The 18,510-nt window shown below is 72.7% G+C and carries 18 protein-coding genes; 11 read left to right on the top strand and 7 right to left on the bottom strand.

Translation table 11 applies throughout. The features are described from left to right. Positions 1 to 6: 6 nt before the first annotated feature. Positions 7 to 465: a hypothetical protein gene (locus VFG42_RS13335; protein WP_324909184.1), complete on the bottom strand. Its 459-nt coding sequence runs from the start codon at positions 463 to 465 to the stop codon at positions 7 to 9. After that, the gene (locus tag VFG42_RS13330; RefSeq protein WP_324909182.1) at positions 462 to 863 is read right to left on the bottom strand and encodes a hypothetical protein; all 402 of its coding nucleotides are present in this window, start codon (positions 861 to 863) and stop codon (positions 462 to 464) included. Before VFG42_RS13330 ends, VFG42_RS13335 begins: the two co-directional genes overlap by 4 nt. Before the next feature lie 35 nt (positions 864 to 898). Between VFG42_RS13330 and VFG42_RS13325 the strand changes: the two genes are divergently transcribed. The 5 genes from VFG42_RS13325 (at position 899) to VFG42_RS13305 (ending at position 4,331) form a co-directional block, all read left to right on the top strand. Further along, positions 899 to 2,461, top strand: coding sequence for a 3-hydroxyacyl-CoA dehydrogenase NAD-binding domain-containing protein (locus VFG42_RS13325; protein ID WP_324909180.1), 1,563 nt, complete (start codon positions 899 to 901; stop codon positions 2,459 to 2,461). Positions 2,462 to 2,622: 161 nt separating this feature from the next. Next, positions 2,623 to 3,081 carry a hypothetical protein gene (locus VFG42_RS13320; protein WP_324909178.1) on the top strand — a complete coding sequence of 153 codons (459 nt, stop codon included), beginning with the start codon at positions 2,623 to 2,625 and terminating at the stop codon, positions 3,079 to 3,081. Between the two features lie 5 nt (positions 3,082 to 3,086). Continuing rightward, positions 3,087 to 3,227 carry a hypothetical protein gene (locus VFG42_RS13315; RefSeq protein WP_324909176.1) on the top strand — a complete coding sequence of 47 codons (141 nt, stop codon included), beginning with the start codon at positions 3,087 to 3,089 and terminating at the stop codon, positions 3,225 to 3,227. An 82-nt stretch (positions 3,228 to 3,309) separates the two neighbouring features. Continuing rightward, positions 3,310 to 3,729 (top strand): RNA polymerase sigma factor, encoded by a 420-nt coding sequence (locus VFG42_RS13310; protein WP_324909174.1) that lies wholly within the window; start codon positions 3,310 to 3,312, stop codon positions 3,727 to 3,729. Beyond that, positions 3,726 to 4,331 (top strand): methylated-DNA--[protein]-cysteine S-methyltransferase, encoded by a 606-nt coding sequence (locus VFG42_RS13305; RefSeq protein WP_324909172.1) that lies wholly within the window; start codon positions 3,726 to 3,728, stop codon positions 4,329 to 4,331. The genes VFG42_RS13310 and VFG42_RS13305 overlap by 4 nt, the downstream gene beginning before the upstream one ends. Before the next feature lie 249 nt (positions 4,332 to 4,580). Here VFG42_RS13305 and VFG42_RS13300 read toward each other — a convergent pair whose 3' ends face one another. Then, entirely contained in the window at positions 4,581 to 5,324 is a 744-nt protein-coding gene (locus VFG42_RS13300; RefSeq protein WP_324909170.1) for a hypothetical protein, read from the bottom strand. A 442-nt stretch (positions 5,325 to 5,766) separates the two neighbouring features. Between VFG42_RS13300 and VFG42_RS13295 the strand changes: the two genes are divergently transcribed. The 3 genes from VFG42_RS13295 (at position 5,767) to VFG42_RS13285 (ending at position 10,023) form a co-directional block, all read left to right on the top strand. Beyond that, positions 5,767 to 7,293, top strand: coding sequence for a hypothetical protein (locus VFG42_RS13295; RefSeq protein ID WP_324909168.1), 1,527 nt, complete (start codon positions 5,767 to 5,769; stop codon positions 7,291 to 7,293). Between the two features lie 126 nt (positions 7,294 to 7,419). Continuing rightward, on the top strand, positions 7,420 to 8,541 hold the full coding sequence (locus VFG42_RS13290) for a hypothetical protein (RefSeq protein WP_324909166.1): 1,122 nt from the start codon (positions 7,420 to 7,422) through the stop codon (positions 8,539 to 8,541). Positions 8,542 to 8,547: 6 nt separating this feature from the next. Next, positions 8,548 to 10,023: a S8 family serine peptidase gene (locus VFG42_RS13285; RefSeq protein WP_324909164.1), complete on the top strand. Its 1,476-nt coding sequence runs from the start codon at positions 8,548 to 8,550 to the stop codon at positions 10,021 to 10,023. 11 nt (positions 10,024 to 10,034) lie between these two features. Here the strand turns inward: VFG42_RS13285 and VFG42_RS13280 are convergent, their stop codons facing one another. Further along, entirely contained in the window at positions 10,035 to 10,826 is a 792-nt protein-coding gene (locus VFG42_RS13280) for a LuxR C-terminal-related transcriptional regulator (protein WP_324909162.1), read from the bottom strand. 322 nt (positions 10,827 to 11,148) lie between these two features. Between VFG42_RS13280 and VFG42_RS13275 the strand changes: the two genes are divergently transcribed. Continuing rightward, complete coding sequence (locus VFG42_RS13275; RefSeq protein ID WP_324909160.1) at positions 11,149 to 11,745, top strand: matrixin family metalloprotease; 597 nt, start codon at positions 11,149 to 11,151, stop codon at positions 11,743 to 11,745. A gap of 99 nt (positions 11,746 to 11,844) precedes the next feature. Then, positions 11,845 to 13,212 carry a hypothetical protein gene (locus VFG42_RS13270; protein ID WP_324909158.1) on the top strand — a complete coding sequence of 456 codons (1,368 nt, stop codon included), beginning with the start codon at positions 11,845 to 11,847 and terminating at the stop codon, positions 13,210 to 13,212. Between the two features lie 24 nt (positions 13,213 to 13,236). On the opposite strand, the gene trxB is transcribed toward VFG42_RS13270, so the two are convergent. The 3 genes from trxB to VFG42_RS13255 are packed head-to-tail and all read right to left on the bottom strand — an operon-like array spanning position 13,237 to position 16,347. Continuing rightward, complete coding sequence (trxB, locus tag VFG42_RS13265; RefSeq protein WP_324909156.1) at positions 13,237 to 14,253, bottom strand: thioredoxin-disulfide reductase; 1,017 nt, start codon at positions 14,251 to 14,253, stop codon at positions 13,237 to 13,239. 19 nt (positions 14,254 to 14,272) lie between these two features. After that, on the bottom strand, positions 14,273 to 15,418 hold the full coding sequence (locus tag VFG42_RS13260; protein WP_324909154.1) for a lysylphosphatidylglycerol synthase transmembrane domain-containing protein: 1,146 nt from the start codon (positions 15,416 to 15,418) through the stop codon (positions 14,273 to 14,275). Beyond that, positions 15,415 to 16,347, bottom strand: coding sequence for a phosphatase PAP2 family protein (locus tag VFG42_RS13255; RefSeq protein WP_324909152.1), 933 nt, complete (start codon positions 16,345 to 16,347; stop codon positions 15,415 to 15,417). The genes VFG42_RS13260 and VFG42_RS13255 overlap by 4 nt, the downstream gene beginning before the upstream one ends. A gap of 138 nt (positions 16,348 to 16,485) precedes the next feature. Between VFG42_RS13255 and VFG42_RS13250 the strand changes: the two genes are divergently transcribed. Further along, on the top strand, positions 16,486 to 18,504 hold the full coding sequence (locus VFG42_RS13250; RefSeq protein WP_324909150.1) for a protein kinase domain-containing protein: 2,019 nt from the start codon (positions 16,486 to 16,488) through the stop codon (positions 18,502 to 18,504). Positions 18,505 to 18,510: the final 6 nt, after the last annotated feature.

Genomic DNA, 18,510 nt, shown 5'->3' with positions numbered 1-18,510 from the left:
ATCGGGTCAGCCGCGGGGTGCCGCGAGCACGCCGTCGATCTCGGCCAGGATCGCGCTCGCCCAGGCGCCCTCGTCCGCGCGCGGCGTGTCGAGGATCGCGTACGGGATCTCGTTGTAGGCCGCCATCTTCTCGACGACCGCGGCGCCCTCGGGCGTGCCCTCGTAGACGACCCCGCGCACGGTCGTGTCGATCGTGCGCTCCATCATCATCGTCAGGCGCGAGCCGTGGAGGTCGCCGTCCGGCGCGCGGCCCATCAACCACAACAACACGGTGACGTTGTCCAGGCCGTAGCGCAGCGTGCCGATCCGGTCGGGATCGCCGAGGTAGGCCTCGCCCCCGGCCGCCTCGATCTCCTCGCGGAAGGCCTCGTTGCGGGTGACGAACCGGACCGCGTGGCCGTCGGCGCTCAACCGGCGCGTCAGCTCCAATCCGGGCCGGCCGCCGCCGACCATCAGGACCCTCACGCGTCGCTCCGCAGGCCCGCTTCGTACTCCTCGCGGGTGATCTCCGGCAGCCCTTTGGCGCGGCGTCGTTTGTTCTTGGCGTCGAGCATCTGGACGACCTCCAGGTCGGCGAGGTGGTCCTCGCGGCGCTTGAGGGACTCGGCCATGTGCGCGCCGACGTCGGCGCGCAGCGAGTCCTCGGTGAGCTCGGGATCCCCACGCCGCCGCCGGCGGACGTTGGCCGCCTCGAGCATCTGGTCGAGGTCGTCGATCTCGTTCTGGATCTCGAGCTCGGCCGAGCGCGTCGGCCGCCAGTCGAGGGCCTCCGCGCCGGTGCGCGGATGGAACAGGCCGAGCAGCAGCAGGGCCACGACCAGCCCGCCGACGACGCCGAGCATGATGACGGCGAAGGGGTCCACGGCGGCCGAGTCTACGCCCGTATAGCGTGCCGGGCATGGACGCACCGAAGGTCATCGGCGTTGTTGGCGCCGGCACGATGGGATCGGGCATCGCGCAGCTCGCGGCGCAGAGCGGCGCGACGACGCTGCTCTTCGACGCGATGGAGGGCGCCGCCGAGAAGGGCGCCGACCGCGCGCGGGCCGGGATCGCCAAGTTGGTGGAGAAGGGCCGCCTGTCGGGGGACGCCGCCGAGATCGGCGCGCGGCTGGAGGCGATCTCGTCCTACGACGGCTTCGCCGACGCCGAGCTGATCGTCGAGGCGGCCCCCGAGCGCCTGGCGCTCAAGCACGAGATCTTCGGGGAGCTGTCGCGCGTCGCGCCGGGCGCGGTGCTCGCGTCCAACACGTCGTCGATCCCGATCACGGCGATCGCGCGGGCGACCGCCGACGCGTCGCGCGTGGTCGGCATGCACTTCTTCAACCCCGCGCCGCTGATGAAGCTCGTCGAGGTCGTCGCGGGCGTCGCGTCGTCGGAGGACGCGCTGGAGCTGGCGCGCGCCACCGGCCGCGCGATGGACCGCCGCGTGATCGACGCCGTCGACGGGCCCGGGTTCCTCGTGAACCGGTGCAACCGGCCGTTCACGCTGGAGTCGCTGCGGCTGCTGCAGGAGGGGATCGCGTCGGTCGAGGAGATCGACCAGATCGTCCGCGCCGCCGGGTTCCGGATGGGGCCGTTCGAGCTGCAGGACCTCGTGGGCGTCGACGTCAGCCTGGAGGTGTCGAAGTCGTTCTACGAGCTGAGCTTCGGCGAGCCGCGCTGGCGGCCGAGCGTGCTGAAGGCGCAGAAGGTCGCGGCCGGGCACCTCGGGCGCAAGAGCGGCCAGGGCTGGTACGAGTACCGCGAGGGCGTGCCGCACCGCGAGGAGGACCCGCCGTCGCCCGAGCCGGGCGTGCCGGACGACGTGACGGGCGCGGTCCTGATCAGCGGCTTCCTGCCGCTCGCCGACGAGCTGCGCGCGCTGGCCGACGAGGCCAGCTTCGCGGTCGCCGAGGAGGCCGACGGCGACGTGCCGTGGCTGATCGTCGAGTGCGGCCCGTCCGAGGACGACGCCCCGCCGCTGCAGGGCGCGCCGCGCGTCGTGCTGTGCGCCGAGGGCCCGCTGCAGGCGCTGGACCAGGGCGGCGCGGCCGCGGGCTTCCACGCGCTGTCGCCGGTCGGGCTGGTCGAGCTGACCCGCACCGAGGCGACCTCCGAGGTGGCCGCCGACCGCGCCGAGCAGTTCTTCTCCGCCCTGGGCCGCCCGACCGTCTGGGTCGCCGACGCCCCGGGCCTCGTGCTCGGCCGCATCCTCGCCCAGGTCGTCAACGAGTGCGCCTTCGCCGTCGGCGAGTCCGTCGGCTCCCCCGAGGACATCGACGCCGGCATGCGGTTGGGGTTGAACTACCCCATCGGCCCGCTCGAATGGGCCGACACCGTCTCCCTCGACCACATCGTGATGATCCTCGACGGCCTCTTCGACGAGTACCGCGAGGAGCGCTACCGCACCGCCCCGCTCCTGCGCCGCGTCACGGCCTTCCACGACCACGAGCACTTCGGGCACGACCACGGCGAGCCGTAGGCCGCGGGCGCACCGCCGTGCCACGACGCGAGCCGCGGTCCAACCACGGGGAGCCGTAGGCCGGCGGGCGGCCGCGCTTCGCGGCGTCTTCGCCACGAAGCGCAAGCGATTCGCAGGAGCCGTGATCGTCTCGCTGTGCGCGCCGTCACCATGACGCACCGGTGAGCGGCCTCGAACAGATCGCCTACGACAACGCCATCCGCGCGCTCGACAAGCAGGAGAAGCTGGTCGAGGACCTGCGGGCGCGCACCGGCGTGCTCCTGGCGGCCGCCTCGCTGGCGGTCTCGCTGCTGGGCGGGCGAGCGTTCGCCGACGATCGCCCCGTTCCGCTGGTCGTCGCCGCCCTGGCAGCGCTCGTTCTCGCGTTCGCCGGAAGCCTGTTGGTGCTGATGCCACGCGCGTTCGTCTTCGCCGTCGCGGGCCCGCCGGTGTACGAGCGCTACTACGGGATTCGCGACGACCCGGCGGAGATCCACCGACGGATCGCGTATCAGCTGCATCGGTTCTGGGAGCGCAACGAAGCGCTGTTCGTCCCGGTGGACCGTGCGTTCCGGGTGGCCGTGTGGAGCCTGGTCGTCGAGATCCTGACCCTGGCCGCGTTGGCGTCGGGTATCTTCTAGACACGATGGCTGACAAGGCGACGCCTCCTCCGCCTCCGCCGCCGATGCCGGAAATCGGGTTGCCGGAGTTCAGCTACCCGAACGGCAAGCCGCTGAGCGTCCGGGTGCTGGACTGGCTCTTCGGCGTCAGGGACACGCCGCGCTAGCTCTCACGTCCGCGCCCCGCGTAGCGTTGTAGGGGCAGTGAACCGGCCGTTTCAGAGATTCCTCGACGAGCAGCGGGAGCCGGTGTTCCGGTTCCTCGTGGCGTCGGTGGGCCGTGAGGCGGCTGACGACTGCTTCCAGGAGACGTTCCTGGCGGCGCTGAAGGCGTGGCCGAAGCTGCGCGCCGGGTCGAACGAGCGGGCGTGGGTGATGACGATCGCGCATCGCAAGGCGATGGATCATCACCGGGCGCGCGCGAGGCGGCCGGTGCCGGTGGAGGAGGTGCCGGAGGTCGCGGTGCACGACGCGCCGCTGGCCGACGACGAGACGTGGGCGCGGGTCCGGGCGCTGCCGCCGAAGATGAAGGCCGCGGTGCTGCTGCGCTACGCGGGCGACCTCACGCACGCCGAGGTCGCCGTCGCCCTGTCCTGCTCGGAGGAGGCGGCCCGCCGCTCCGCGCACGAGGGCCTGAAACGACTGCGTGCCCAGATGAGCCCGACATGACCGACAGCACCAACGACTCGACCCCCGCCCTCCCGGCCGTGGACGCCGCCGCGCTGGACGCCGCGACGCGGCGCTTCCTCGACGCCGCGCGACCGGACGTCGCCTACGCCGTCCTCGACTCGCCGGTCGGCGAGCTGGTCGCGGCGGTCACGCCCACCGGCCTGGTCCGCCTCGCCTACGAGGACTTCCACGGCGGCGTCGACCCGATCCTCGAGGACCTCTCGCGCCGGCTGAGCCCGCGCGTGCTGGAGGACCCGCGCCGCCTCGACGCCGTCCGCCGCGAGCTGGACGAGTACTTCAACAACACGCGGACGGACTTCGACCTGCCGATCGACTGGTCGCTGTACTCCGACTTCGGCCGCCGCGTGCTGCAGGCGACCGCCGCGATCCCGTTCGGGCACACCGCCAGCTACGGCGACGTCGCCGCGCGCGCGGGCAACCCGAAGGCCTCGCGCGCCGCGGGCCGGGCGCTCGGCGCCAACGCGATCCCGATCGTCGTGCCGTGCCACCGCGTGATCGGCACGAGCGGCAAGCTCACCGGGTACACCGGTGGCATGCATCGCAAGGAGGCGCTCCTGCGGCTGGAGGGCATCGCCTTCTGAGGCGACCCCGGGCTGTGTGGTGGGCCCTGGGGTCTACCGTGCCGGGCGCTGCGGCTTGGCCGCGGCGGCGGGCGTCGTCGCCGGCTTGGAGGCCTGGGCGACGGGGGTGACCTTGGGGTACTGGAAGGTGTGCTTGGGCTGCTGCATGGTTCTCTCTCAACTACGCATGGGAGCGGCCGGAGTTTCGGCGCGGGCGTATTAAGCGATGTTGTTCGCCATAAGCCGCAACGTTCCTTGCTCGCAGTTGACCTAGTCGTTGGTTCCCTTCAGCAGGCACGGGATCGTCGCCGACGACGAGCCGCTCGCGCCGTCGGCGTAGGAGAACGCCCCCAGGAACGGCCAGCCCGGCTCGGCGCACGACGTCGGCGCCTCGATGAACGGCACCTTCTTGCGGCCGATCCCGCCGACCTTCACCTCGAAGCTCGTGATCGCCGCGTCGTTCTCCTCGCCGACGGTCATGATCCGCGGCACCGGCAGGTCGAGCACCCAGCCGTAGCGGCCCGCGGTCTTCTTCAGCGTCCCGGGCATCGGGATCGACACCGTCCCCAGCGCCCGCGCGTAGACGACCAGCTGCCGCCCACCGGCGACCTTCGGGCCGTTGTACACCGTGACGGTCGCGTCGAACGTCGTCTGCAGCGCGGCGGCGACCGCCTTGCCGCTGCCGACCCGCGACGCCGCCGGGCACGCCGCCGGCCCGCGCTTGGTGATCGTCGCGAAGCCGCAGGTCGCGAACGCCTCCGGGTGCACCCGCGCCCCGCGCGTGAACGAGAAGACCATGTGCCGGACCGGCGACGGGACCGTGCCGTCGTCCATCCCCAGCTGCGCGCCGAGCACGAGGTTGACGATCCACGGCTTGCCGCCGGGCTGCTGGCGCACCAGCTCGGCGCCGACGTCCAGGCGCTGGGTGTGGCTCGCGGCCCGCGCGCCGGCGGGCGCGCACGCGAGGGCGCAGACGAGGGCGAGCGCGCCGACGGCGAAGGTGCTGCGGATCATCGAGGTCTCCTCCGGTGCTGCGACGATCGGGACGAGCGGGGATTCTCTCCGCGACGGCCGTTCCCTGCCACATAGGGCACTGATCTCACCCTCGACCTGAGCGTTAGGTCAGGTCTCGCGCACCGTCGATTACCAGGAGCAAACGGTCTCCATCGGCGAGATCCCGCGTTCCTCAAGCCAAGTTCACCCTTTGGGATGACGAAGATCAGCCATCGGGTGGATGTCGGCGCCGCGGAGCCCGGAATACGGTCGCAGTCCGTGTCGCGGGAGCTCGCGATCCAAGGAGGAACCCGAGACGTCGGCACGGGATGGCAGGGGAAGGTCAAACCATCAAGGAGGAGGACTGGTGTCCCTCAGAAGTAGCCTTTGGCGCTACCTCGGACTCCTCGCGGTTGCCGCTCTGGCGGTCGGCGTCATGGCCGGCCCGGCGTCCGCGAAGAAGATGTCCGCGAAGCAGCGTGCCGCGGTCCGCGCGCAGCTCAAGAAGGAAGTCAAGAAGAACCCGAAGGTCGTCGCCCGGAAGTCGTTCATCAAGCGCGCGTCGCTGGTGAACTTCAAGCTCCCGGTCACGATCGCCCTCCGTGGCGGCCGCACCGCCACGAACCCGAACAAGGCGACCGTCGACCTCGGGGCCTCGCTCGGCACCCGTGAGATCGACCTGGGCGGCTCGCTGTCCGCGGAGCTCGTGTTCCACGACTCCTACGACGGTGGCGCGCTGGGCAACGTGGATCTGTCGATCCTGCCCTCCGCCAACCACCACCTGTCGTCGACGTCGATCCCGCTGCTGTGGAACGACCAGGTGTCGAAGGGCACGACCCGCTACGACGCCAACTCGCTGGGCATCCCGGAGAGCGCGGGCCTGTCGGGCTGCGGCGACTTCCTCGGCACCAACGCCCTGCCGTTCGGCTCGGCCCTCGCCGCGAGCGGCACGGTCGGTGGCATCCCGCAGCCGGGCGGCCTGCCCGGCTACCCGTTCATCGACCCGTCGGTGAGCGCGTCCACCCCGGCCGGCTTCCTGCCGATCACCCCGGGCATCGACTCGATCGACCAGGTCAAGGCGGGCGTGACGGTCGGTGACGACAACGTCGTCGGCGGCAACCCGAACCCGTTCCCGTACTCGGCGTCGTCGCAGCCCGGTGGCTTCACCGCCCCCGGCGCCTCCGACACGGTGCTCCGCACCAACGCCCTGAGCCTCGACATCGCGGCCGCGGGCACCGAGGTGCCGCAGGCCGCCAACGCCGACGGCGTCTCGGGCTCGCAGAACATCGTCATCGGCAAGTCCGGTGGCCAGGCCAACCTGTTCGGGAAGATCCCGGGCAAGAACTACGGCATCGACGTGACGGTGTCCCTGAAGACCCGGATCAACTCGATCCTGCGCGTGGTCGACCAGGACTCCTTCGGGTCGCCGCTGATCACGGGCAACAACTACCCGGCGGGCATCTTCAACTGCCGCCAGATCTGGACCGGTGGGATCGACAACTACATCCCGTCCGTCCGCCTGGCCGGCAACCTGAAGATCTCCCCGGGCATCACGGCCGACGGCAAGCTCCGCATCGCCAAGGCGACGGTCTCCTCGCTGCCGGGCTCCGAGGCCCGCTTCGCGGTCGCCGCCTGCCTGGCGCCGTACGCGAGCTACGACGCCCCGCAGAACGGCTCGGACACCACGGCGCCCACCATCCCGGCGGGCTCCGCGGCGACCGGCCCGGGCGGCACGGTCCCCAACGGCGGGCTGCCCGCCGACACGGGCCACTCCCGTCCGGCCCCGAGCGGCGTCGCGTGCAACGCGGACCCGACGGCGCTCGTCGCCGCCAGCGCCCTCAGCCCCGCCTCGGTGTCGAAGCTGACGCCCGCCGCGGCGGCCGACGGCTACACGACGACCAACAGCGGCTCCGCCGTCACGGTCGGCGCTGACCTGAACGTGTCCGGCATCTCGCTCGACGTCCTCGTCGGCGACGTGGCGGCCAACTAGGTCCACCCCACACACGGGCTCACGCCCACGTTGTTCAGGTAGTTCAGGTGGGACGCGGGCCCCGGTCTTCGGACCGGGGCCCCGACCCTCCGGCAGGGAACGAAACTTCTCCGGGAGAGAGACAGGATGTCCACCCTCACGCGACTGGTCGCCCTCTGCGCCGTCGCCTTCGCCCTCGTCGCCGCGAGCGTCAGCGCCGCCCCCACCGGCGCGACACCCTCCGTGCCCAGCGCGAGCGCCGCCGCCACGACGTGCCCGGCGCAGATCCTCAAGAACGGCAAGCTCGCCAACGCGTACGAGAAGTACTACAAGTACGCGTACAAGAGGATCAAGGGCACCAAGAAGTACCGCAAGGTCGTGGTCTCGGCCAAGCGCAGGATCATGGTCTCCTGCGCGCGCACCTGCGTGCGGACGAAGACCAAGAAGGTCAAGCGCTACAGGTACAAGACCGTCGTCCGCAAGGGCAAGAAGGTCAAGGTCCGCACCGGCAAGCCCAGGACCGTCAAGGTCACCGTGCCGATCTACAAGACGGCCAAGCGGACCGTGACCGTCAAGAAGGGCAACCGCCTGGTCAAGGTCAAGAAGAAGGTCCGGGTCTACACCTACGAGAAGTGCAAGACCTCGACGAACAGCTCAGCGGGCACGCCGGTCAAGATCACGATGCTGGACGGCTCCTACGCGCTGCTGGACTTCGGCGCCTTCCAGCGCCAGGCGCCGATCACGGGCACGCTCACCGGCCTGATCCCCGGCGGCTACAAGCTCAGCCAGGACAACCAGATCAACCTCACGCGCGGCAACCTGCAGCTCGGCCGCACCGACGTCTTCATCGACGACGACTGCCACGGCGGCCAGGTCTCGTCGGCGATCCGCACGGGCACGCCGACCAACGTCAACCTCGACCCGACGCGGCAGTCGATCTCGACGCTGACCGCCGAGGGCGGGGTGACCGCCACGGCCTACACGAAGATCCAGCTGCCGCTGGAGCTGCGCAACGACGACGACGGCTGCGACCAGCCCTACATCACCACGGGCTACACGGAGTTCACGCAGACGTTCTTCCTGAAGGGCAAGATCGGCAAGACGACCGGCCTGGCGAAGCTGAACCTCACCTCGCCGCCCGACCCGCTGGACGTGCAGGCGTGTCTGTCGCCCGGCTCGCCGACCTCGCCCTGCAACAACTCGGCGATGATCATCCCGCTGCCGATCATCGTGTCGACCAACCTCACCGTGAGCATCAAGGTGGGGTGACCCGACGTGCGACGGAGGACCGCGATCGCCGTCCGGGTCGCGGCCGCCGTCGCCGGAGCCGGGGCCGTGGCGACGGCCCCGGCGGGGCCCGTCCAGGGCGCCGAGCTGGCCCTGCCGCCGGCGGGCTATTGCGTGCCCGCCCCGGACGACCCGGCGTACGTGCCGAGCACCGTGGGGGCGCCCGGCGCGGTCGCGACCAAGCCGATCGCGATCCTGGACACCGGGGTGGACCCGACCGCGCCACCGCTGGCCGGCCGGGTCCTGCCGGGCTGGGACGCGGCGACCGGCGCGCCGGTCGCCGACGACTGGGACGGCCACGGCACGACCGCGGCCGGGCTCGCCGCGGGGGCCGGACCGGGGATGGCCGGCGTCTCCCCGGCCTCGCCGATCCTGCCCATCCGGATCTACGCCCCGGGCCTGCGCACGGCGCCGCTGAGCGTGGTCGTCAAGGGCATCGCCCGGGCCGTGGCCCAGGGCGCGGGCGTCGTCGTGGTCGAGGGCGCGGTCGCCGACGCGGCCGCCACCGAGGACGAGGTCCGCGCGCTCTCCAAGGCCGTCGACGCGGCGCTGGCCCAAGGGGTCATCGTCGTCGCGGGGATGGCCGACCAGTCGGTCGCCGACCCGTGGCTGCCGTCGAGCCTCCCCCACGTCCTGGTCGCCGGCGCGGCGACCGCGACCGCGACGCCGGGCCGCAGCGCGCCGGTGGACACCGGGCCGTGGCTGGACCTGCTCGCGCCGGGCGAGGGCGTGACCGGACCGCTGCCGCTCGCGGTCTGCCCGCACGGCTTCGGGTTCTCCAGCGGCTCCTCGTTCGCCGCGCCGCAGCTGGGCGCCGCGGTCGCGATCGTCCGGGCGGCCCGCCCCACGCTGACGACCGCGCAGCTCTTCGAGGTCGTCCGGCGCGCGGGCACCGACCTCGGCGTCGCCGGCCGCGACGACGACTCCGGCTACGGCCTGCTGAGCCTCCCGGCGGCGCTGTCGGCCGCGCCGCCGGCCAAGGACACCTCGCCCGAGCCCGACGACGACCCGTTCTGGGTCCGGTCCAAGGCCTACGCCAAGCTGCACCCGGCGCTGCTGACCAGGACGAGGATGCGCTTCAAGGCGGTGGGGTCGGTCAGCCCCGCCAAGGACCCGGCCGACGTCTACCGGATCGCGCTGGTCAAGCGCGAGCGGGTGGTCGTCTCGGTCACCGCCGCCGACCCCGACGCGCTGCTGGAGCTGGCGATCATGGACCCGCGCGTGGAGGACTTCGACGTCACCGACGATGTCGACGAGTGGGCCGACGTCGCCACCGGCGGCCTGTCCGACGACCCGCGGCTGGAGCTGACCGCCAGGCGGTCGGGGACCTACTACGTCGCGGTGACCGCCCAGGACGCGGTCGACCCCGACGACCCGACGGCCACGGCGGCCGAGGTCGTCCCCTACACGATCAGCGCCTACAAGCAGCGCAAGAAGGCCAAGGTCAGGAAGAGGAAGCGCTAGGCATCGACCATCTAGGCCGCGCGCCGTCCCGTCGCGAGGAACAGGCTCACGGCCTCGGTGCGGTTGGCCGCCCCGAGCTTGCGCAGGATGTGACGCACGTGCGACTTGACCGTCGCCTGCGAGATCACCAGCGCCTGGCCGATCGCCGCGTTGGACGCGCCGTCGGACATCAGCCGCAGGACCTCGAGCTCGCGCGCGGTCATCGACGCCAGCCGGCCCGGCGCGCCCGACAGCTCGCCGTCCAGCTCAGTCCCGGCCATCCGGGCCTGCGCGGACGGGTCGTCGGCGACCGCGTCGTCGCCGTCCTGGGCCGCGCGCCGCAGGCCGCGGCCGGCGATGTCGTCCATCGCCCAGCCGATGCCGGTCGCGAACGTCCACAGCAGCTCGCGGTCCAGCTCGTCCAGCCCGCGGTCGGTGCCGAAGTGGTCGGCGTGCAGCAGCCCGACCGTGTGCCCGTCGCGGACGATCGGCGCGATGACGTAGGACGTCGTGCGCGCGACATGGGTGAGCGGCCGGAACAGCCCGCTCGCCTTCTGCGTGTCGCGGACGAGCACCGGCATCTGCCGGACGACCGCCTCGTGCTCGGGGGCGCAGCGGTCCAGCCGGGGCCGGACGGCCCGGGCCAGCCGGGCGAAGTCCGCGGCCATGATGGGGTCGGCCTCGAAGCTGACGCTCGCGAAGGCGAGCCGGTCGCCGCGGATGTGGGACAGCATCGCGCGCTCGAACCCCACGCCGCGGCAGATCTCGCGCGGCGCCGCCGCGACCAGGCGCGCGACCGAGTCGAGGCTGGACAGCCTCGTCATCGCGCGCTGCACGCCCCGAAGCCGACGGGCGGCCTCCGCGACGGGACCCGATGGATGAGTGAGCACATCCATGGCAGACAAGTGACCCTTTCTCCTCCCTAAGAAGGACGCGATCGTACCCCCGGTTTGGGTGGTAAGCAAGAGTCAGGGTTCCGGAGTGTCAATCTGGGCCCATCGGATCGGCCCACCGGAAAGCGGTAGACGAACGTCCGGTGCCAACGGGGCCGAAAATGCGGCCAACGCGGCGCCCGCGCGCTCATCCGCAGGCCCCATGCGACCGATGGCCGGACCGGCGGGCACGGATGCCCGCCACTCCTCCGCCATGGACGGCCGCCGCCCCTCGCCCCTCGTCACGCTCGTCTGCGCGCTCGCCCTCGCCCTCGCCTGCGCCGGCCCGGCGGCGGCCTCCTCGCCGTCCGGTCCTCCCGCCGCCCGCTGGCCGGCCGGCGGCTCGACGCTGCGCGCCGCGCTGGCGATCGGCGCCGAGCGCTGGGGCATGGCGCCCTGCCGCGGCCGCGTCGCGGTCGGCTGGGCGCCGCTGGGCCGCGCGGTCAACGCCCGCTCCTCCTGGGCCAACGACGTCGACCCGTACCTCCAGCCGTCCTTCAACGTCGACTGCGCGATCGCGCTCTCCACGCAGGTCGAGTGGGACTGGCCCAAGCTCTGCACGGTCGTCGTCCACGAGGTCGGCCACCTCGACGGCCACGAGCACGCCGATGACCCCGACGACGTGATGTACCCCGCCTACCTGGCCCCGGTCGCCGAGTGCGCGGCGACGCCCGAGCCGGTCGAGACCGGACCGCCGGCCGCGCCCGCCAGGCCCGCCGCCGCGCGGACGACCGCCAAGCCGCGCGCGGCGGCCCGGCGGCGGGCCGCCGCGGCCCGGCGCCGCGCGGCCGCCCGGCGCCGCCACCGCTAGCGGCCCGTCCTTCCGGGCAGTGGCGCCGCGCCCCCGCGCGCGGGTAGGATCGCGCGGTCGTATGGACCGCCGCCCGTCCCGGGGCGGCCAGGGGAGAACATGGGTCATCACGCAAGGACGCTCACGGCGCTCGCCGCCGCGATGGTCGCGACGCTCCTCGGCGCCGCGCCCGCCGGCGCGCACGCCGTCGTCGTGCGCGCGGAGAGCACGACCGCCACGTCGATCGGCTCGGCGTTCGTCGACCGCGTCGCGGTCGACACGGCGGGGCCGGTCACGATCGCCGACGCCAACGATCCGACGGTCACCGCCACCTGCGCCGCCGACAGCCCGGTCGCGGCCCTGACCGCGGCGATCGGCGCCCCGCAGGTCCGCACGATCAAGGACCCCACCAGCGGCGCGTGGCTGATCTCGCTGGTCCGCGGCCTCGCCGAGCCCGCCGGCACGCCCGCCTCCCCGCCCGCCTGGTTCTGGCGCGTCTACGTCGACCAGGGCCCGGTCGACCACGGCGCCAACACCTACAACACGCAGGAGGCGTGCACCTCGTCGGTGCCCGCGGGCTCGGAGGTCCTGCTCTACCAGGCCTGCGGCGCCAAGACCACCGGCTGCTTCCCCGGCACGCCGCTGTACGGGCGCGTCCGCGAGGGCGGTCCCTACGACGTCGCGCCGCAGACCGTGCCCGGCCGCGACGCGCCGGTCGTGATCCGCACGCGCGGCGACGGCGGCCCGACCGGCGCGACCGTCACGACCGACGAGGGCGCCCGCTCGGTCTCGCTGGACTCCGGCCCGCTCTTCGGCCAGACCAGCGTCGGCTTCACGACCTACGGGCCGCACACCATCATGGTGTCCAAGGGCGACGGCAGCCGCCCGCCGGTCCGCCTGCCGGTCTGCGTCAGCGAGGGCAACGACGGCTACTGCGGCTCGACCAAGGTGCAGGCGCCGCCCGAGATCCCCTACGTGATCCCGTCGCCGTGCGACACCAACGGCCACGACGGCTTCTGCGGCACGCCCGACACGTCGGGCCCCGTGACGCACGTCACGAACATCGCCAACAACAAGGTCTTCAAGGCCAGGAAGGGCCCGGGCCAGGTCAAGGGCACGATCGAGGTCGACCCCAACAGCGTCCAGGACGTCCGGCTGCGCCTCACCCGGACGGTCACGGTCAAGACCAAGGTGAAGGTCAAGACCAGGAAGCGGCACGCGAAGCCGCGCTACCGGACCAGGACGGTCAAGCGCTGCTCGGCCTGGGACGACGGCACGCTGCTGATGAAGACCACCAAGAAGTGCGGCCCCTCCGCGGGCGCGTTCTTCCCGGCCGACCTGACCGACCTGCGCGACGGCTTCAGCTACGCGTTCGCGCTGACGCTCCCGCGCGGCAGCTACGTGCTGGAGGTCGTCGCCCGCGACGAGAACGGCTTCAAGGACGCCCCGGCCGCCGGCCGGAACGTCCTGAAGTTCACCGTGAAGTAGAGGCAGCCGCACGGGCGCGGCGCGCTACGCCTGGGTCGGCGCCCACTGCGCCTCGGCGAGGTCGCCGGTCTCGGCGAGCGCCTCCGGCGTCGGCACCTGCGGCGTGTCGCGCAGGTACCACTCGGCGTCCAGCGCGGCCTGGCAGCCGCTGCCCGCGGCGGTGATCGCCTGGCGGTAGGTGTGGTCGACCAGGTCGCCCGCGGCGAAGACGCCCGGGCGGTTGGTGCGCGTCGAGCGGCCGTCGACCTTCACGTAGCCCTCGTCGTCGGTGTCGATCACGCCGTCGACGATCTCCGAGGTCGGCTCGTGGCCGATCGCGATGAACGCGCCGCCGATCTCGACGTCCTCGACCTCGTCGGTCCCGCTGTGCTTCAGGCGCGCGATCCGCTTGAACGGGCCCTCGCCGTCGAGGAACGCCTCGACCACGTACGGGGTCTTGAACTCGATGTTCTCCATCGCCCGGGCGCGGGCCTCCATGATCTTGGAGGCGCGGAACTCGTCGCGGCGGTGGACCAGCACGACCTTGCGGCCGAACTTGGCGAGGAACATCGCCTCCTCCATCGCGGAGTCGCCGCCGCCGACGACCATGATCACCTGGTCCTTGAAGAACGCCGCGTCGCAGGTCGCGCAGTAGGAGACGCCCGAGCCCGACAGCTCGGCCTCGCCCGGGACGCCCAGCTTCTTGTGCTCGGCGCCCATCGAGAGGATCACGGTGCGGGAGCGGTAGACGTCCTGGCCGACGTGGACCTCGTGGATCCCGCCGGGCTCCTCGGCGAGCGTGACGCTCGTGGCCTGGTCGGTGACGTAGCGCGCGCCGAAGTCCTCGGCCTGCTCGCGCATCTTGGTCATCAGCTCGGGGCCCTGGATGCCGCCGCCCGGCCAGCCGGGGAAGTTCTCGACCTCGGTCGTCTGCTGGAGCAGCCCGCCCCACATGAAGCCCTCGATGACGAGCGGGCTCAGGTTCGCGCGAGCCGTGTACAGCGCGGCCGTGTAGCCCGCCGGGCCACTCCCGATGATGATCACGTTCTCGACGTCGGCCATGCTGTGGTTCCTTCCCGTTTCAGGTCGCTTCAGTTTGTATAGTACCCGTTCCCGGACGGGCGTTACGTCGGGCCCTGCGCTGCTCGGTCCAGCGTGCCACGGTGCGCCGCAGCTGGAAGTAGGCGATCGCGCCCGGGATCGTCGGCAGGTAGAAGGCGAAGAGCCGGTAGGTCAGCACGGCCACGACGATCGAGTCCTTCGACTCGCCGCCGAAGGCGACGAACGCGCCGATCATCCCGCCGTCGACCCCGCCCACGCCGCCCGGCAGCGGCAGCAGGTTGGCGAGCATCCCGACGAAGTAGCCCATCACGACGACCGCCCACGGCGGCGCCTCGCCGAAGGCCTGGAACGAGGCCCAGAGCACGGCGATGTTGAAGCCCCAGTAGGCGATCGAGCCGACCAGCGCGAGGTCGCCCTGGCGCACGAGCGACACGCTGATCCGGATCCCGGAGGAGATCGCCGCCGGCAGGTTGGCCGCCTTCTGGGCCAGCCTCCCGACCCGGCCGTGGCGCTGCGCGTAGCCCTCCAGGCGCCGCTGCAGGTCGGTCGGCGTCAGCGACGCCAGCAGCGCGAATGCGAACGCGATCAGCCCGATCATCGCCGGCAGCAGCGTGATCGCCCAGTCGTCGTTGCCGGGCAGGACCCCGAGGTAGAGGCCGAAGCCGCCGAGCACGACCGCGGCCATGTAGACGCCGTAGGTCAGCACGAGGAACGCCAGCGTCTGGTCGGCGACCGCGCGCTTGGGCATCCCCGCGCGGCGCAGCGCCCACGCGGTCAGCGCGATCCCGCCCGCCCCGCCCGCGGCGAAGACGCGCGTGGCGGCCAGCCCGGCCATCGTGATCTCGTAGGACTCGCGCGCACTGAGCCGGAAGCCGTCGCGCACGTAGACGCCCTGGAAGAGGACGACGTAGCCGGCGAACGACAGCAGCGTGAACACCAGCGCGACGAGCAGCCACAGCGGGTCGCCGTCCTTGACCTGCTGCCACGTGTCCCCCAGCCCGGCCAGCTGCGGCAGCACGACCGCCAGGAAGACGATGCACGCGACGACGAAGACGCCGCCGATGACCAGCGTCCGCCGGGTGACCTTGATGATGGGGATCTGCTCGTCGTCGTCGACCTCGTCGAGGTCGTCGTCGCGATCGACGGCGCTCGTGTCCGCCGTCATGGATGCGCCAGCCGTTCGAGCCGCTGCAAGAGGCGGCCGACCCGGCTGACGGCGGGCGCCACCGCGGGCGCGGCGGCGCGGACGCTCTCGGTCAGCGTCGCGCCGACGAGGAGGTCGATCAGGTAGTGCTCGCCGAGGTAGACGAGCGCGAAGCCCAGCGTCAGCGCGTAGGACCACCCCACCGCGCCCTCCACGGGCCCTGCCTCGGTGAGGAGATGCGCGGCCATCAGCGATGTCGCGAAGTGCAGCGAGGGCATGGCGGCGAGGGGGTTGCCTCCGAGCACACTGTAGAGCGGCTCCCAGCTGTCGCGCCAGAACGCCTCGCCGTGCTCGACCATCATCCGGCGGACGGCGACGTCGCCGCTCTCGCCCAGGCGGCCGTGCAGCGACGCGTACCACGGCGGCGCGGTCGGCACGGCCCAGTAGCCGACCAGGCCGAGGTCGAAGACCGCGTACGTCAGCGCCGCCGTGCGCGGGAAGCGGTCCGGGTGGCGCCACAGGATGTAGGCGACGGTCCCGTGCGGGAAGAGGAACCACAGCCAGTGCGACCACACGAGCACCTGGTCGCGCTTGCGGATCCGGTCGGGCACCGCGAACCACCTCTGCAGCCGCACGTTGGGCATCTCGCCCAGGCCCAGGATCCGGTCGACGCGCACCGGGTAGTCCAGGTGGACGCGGCGCTCCAGCGCCTCCGGATCGTCGTTGGGCATCTGGTAGGTGACCGTGTAGGCGTACATCTGCAGCATGCAGAGGGCCACGTCGCGCTTCGTGGAGCGCGGCAGGACGATGCTGAGGGCCAGCGGGGCGGCGACCGCGGAGGCGGTGACGACGGGCGGCGGGATCCGCGCGCGCCTGCGGACGAGCGGGACCGCGACACCGGCCGCGACAACACTCCACGCGGCGACGCGGACGGCAGAGGACAGGCGCACGAGGCGAGGATTCTATTGCGCGAGGCGGGCGGCACCTTGCGACGGCGCGGCGACGCCGCGATTGTCGATACCTTCGCGAGCGGTGAGAGGCTCGCGCCACGAAAGGTCGGCCGCCCTGCGTACCCTCATGGTCTTCGCGTGAGCGCCCTCGACACGGAGCTCCAGCCCGGGGACGAGATCGCCGGATTCCGCGTGACCGGCGTCGCCGGTCGCGGCGGCATGGGCGTCGTGTACCGCGCCGAGCAGCTGGACCTCCAGCGCCCGGTCGCGCTGAAGCTGATCGCCACCCCGCTGGCGCGCGACGAGGACTTCCGCGAGCGCTTCGTGCGCGAGTCGCGCGCCGCCGCGGCGATCGACCACCCCAACGTGATCCCCGTCTACAGCGCGGGTGAGGAGCGGGGCCGCCTGTACCTGGCGATGCGCTACGTCGACGGCGAGGACCTGCGCACGCTCGTGCACCGCGACGGCCCGCTGAAGCCCCACCGGGCCGCGTCGGTGATCGCGCAGGTCGGCAACGCCCTGGACGCCGCCCACGCGCGCGGCCTGGTGCACCGCGACATCAAGCCCGCCAACGTCCTGCTCGACGGCGACCACGCCTACCTCACCGACTTCGGCCTGACCAAGCGGCTGACCGGCGAGACGACGATGACGGGCTCGGGCCGCTGGGTCGGCACGCTCGGCTACATCGCGCCCGAGCAGATCCGCGGCGAGGGCGTCGACGCGCGCGCCGACGTCTACGCGCTGGGCTGCCTGCTGTTCTACATCTTGACCGGCGTGGCGCCCTACCGGCGCGACTCCGACGAGGCCACGCTCTACGCGCACCTGCACGACGCGCCGCCCGACGCGCGCAAGCTGTCGCCCGACGTGCCGGCGGAGCTGGCGCACGTGGTCGAGCGCGCGCTGGCCAAGGACCCCGACGACCGCTACCCGTCGGCGGGCGACCTCGGGCGCGCGGCGCTGGCCGCGGTCGGCGGCGGGCCCGCGCCGGGCCCGGAGCGGACGGTCGCGCGCGGCGCGGCGGCGCCCGGCGGCTTCGCCGACGACGAGACCGTGGTCCCCGGCGGCGCGGCCACCGCGACGGCGACGATGCCCACCGCGCCGGCGCGCGGCGACCAGCAGCCGGGGCCGACCGCGCGCGGGCTGCCGCCGTGGCTGACGCCGCTGCTGTCGCTGCTGGCCGGCGCGGCGGTCGTGCTGATCGTCGTCCTGCTGGCCACGCGCGGCGACGACCACCACGCCGCGGGGACCGGCGACGCGACGCGGACCACGACGACCCCGGCCAAGACGGGCCCGATCGCGACCAAGGACTTCCGGGTCGACCCGCGACCCAATGCCATCGCCTACGCGGCCGACCGCGTCTGGGTCGGCTCGTCGCGCAGCAACCGGCTCATCGGGCTGCCCGCGTCGGGCGGCGGCACGCCGCGCCGGATCCGCCTGCCCTGGAACGGCGGGACGACGTCGATCGCCGCGGGCTTCGGCTCGCTGTGGGTGACCAACGGCGACCAGGGACGGCTGGTGCGGATCGACCCCAAGAGCGGGCACGTGCAGGCCGACCGGCTCGTCGGCGCCGGCCAGGCCGTCGTGGTCGCCACCGGCGCCGGCGCCGTCTGGGTCGGACGGCGCGCCGCGAAGTCGACCGACCCGCCGTCGTCGGTCGTCAAGATCGACCCGCACGGGGGCACGACCGAGGACATCCCCTTCGGCGAGGAGGGCATCGGCGACATCGCGACCGGCGGGGACTTCGTCTGGATCGCCAACCACCGGCGCGCCAAGCTCAGCCGCCTGTCGCCGCGCACGGGCGAGCGCATGTCCACCAACATCGGCCGCGGCGCCCACCGCGTGACCTACGGCGCCGGGCAGATCTGGGTCACCAACTACGACGACGGCACGGTCACCCAGAACACGCGCGCGCTCGACAACCCGGCGACCGCGCCGCTGAACATCCGCGGGCCGCAGGGCATCGTGGTGTCCAACGGGTCGGTGTGGGTGGTCAGCAACCTCGACGACCAGGTCGTGCGGCTGGACCCGAAGACCGGCAAGACGGTCGGCGACGCGATCGACGTCGGGCGCAACCCGTTCGCGATCGCCGCGCACGGCAAGCGGCTGTGGGTGACCAACCTGGCGTCCGGGTCGGTCACGCGGCTCACGCTGCCGTAGCCCGTT

The sequence above is a fragment of the Baekduia sp. genome (assembly GCF_035685985.1).
GTDB lineage: Bacteria > Actinomycetota > Thermoleophilia > Solirubrobacterales > Solirubrobacteraceae > Baekduia.
The sequence above is the reverse complement of the archived record's forward strand: the minus strand, read 5'-3'. Positions and strand labels throughout refer to the sequence as shown.

Excerpts from the sequence above, each read along its gene's own strand:
- VFG42_RS13325 (WP_324909180.1), top strand. The coding sequence starts at position 899 with ATGGACGCACCGAAGGTCATCGGCGTTGTTGGCGCCGGCACGATGGGA.
- VFG42_RS13315 (WP_324909176.1), top strand. The coding sequence starts at position 3,087 with ATGGCTGACAAGGCGACGCCTCCTCCGCCTCCGCCGCCGATGCCGGAA.
- VFG42_RS13305 (WP_324909172.1), top strand. The coding sequence starts at position 3,726 with ATGACCGACAGCACCAACGACTCGACCCCCGCCCTCCCGGCCGTGGAC.
- VFG42_RS13300 (WP_324909170.1), bottom strand. The coding sequence starts at position 5,324 with ATGATCCGCAGCACCTTCGCCGTCGGCGCGCTCGCCCTCGTCTGCGCC.
- VFG42_RS13295 (WP_324909168.1), top strand. The coding sequence starts at position 5,767 with ATGTCCGCGAAGCAGCGTGCCGCGGTCCGCGCGCAGCTCAAGAAGGAA.
- VFG42_RS13290 (WP_324909166.1), top strand. The coding sequence starts at position 7,420 with ATGTCCACCCTCACGCGACTGGTCGCCCTCTGCGCCGTCGCCTTCGCC.
- VFG42_RS13280 (WP_324909162.1), bottom strand. The coding sequence starts at position 10,826 with ATGACGAGGCTGTCCAGCCTCGACTCGGTCGCGCGCCTGGTCGCGGCG.
- VFG42_RS13275 (WP_324909160.1), top strand. The coding sequence starts at position 11,149 with ATGGACGGCCGCCGCCCCTCGCCCCTCGTCACGCTCGTCTGCGCGCTC.
- VFG42_RS13270 (WP_324909158.1), top strand. The coding sequence starts at position 11,845 with ATGGGTCATCACGCAAGGACGCTCACGGCGCTCGCCGCCGCGATGGTC.
- trxB (WP_324909156.1), bottom strand. The coding sequence starts at position 14,253 with ATGGCCGACGTCGAGAACGTGATCATCATCGGGAGTGGCCCGGCGGGC.
- VFG42_RS13260 (WP_324909154.1), bottom strand. The coding sequence starts at position 15,418 with ATGACGGCGGACACGAGCGCCGTCGATCGCGACGACGACCTCGACGAG.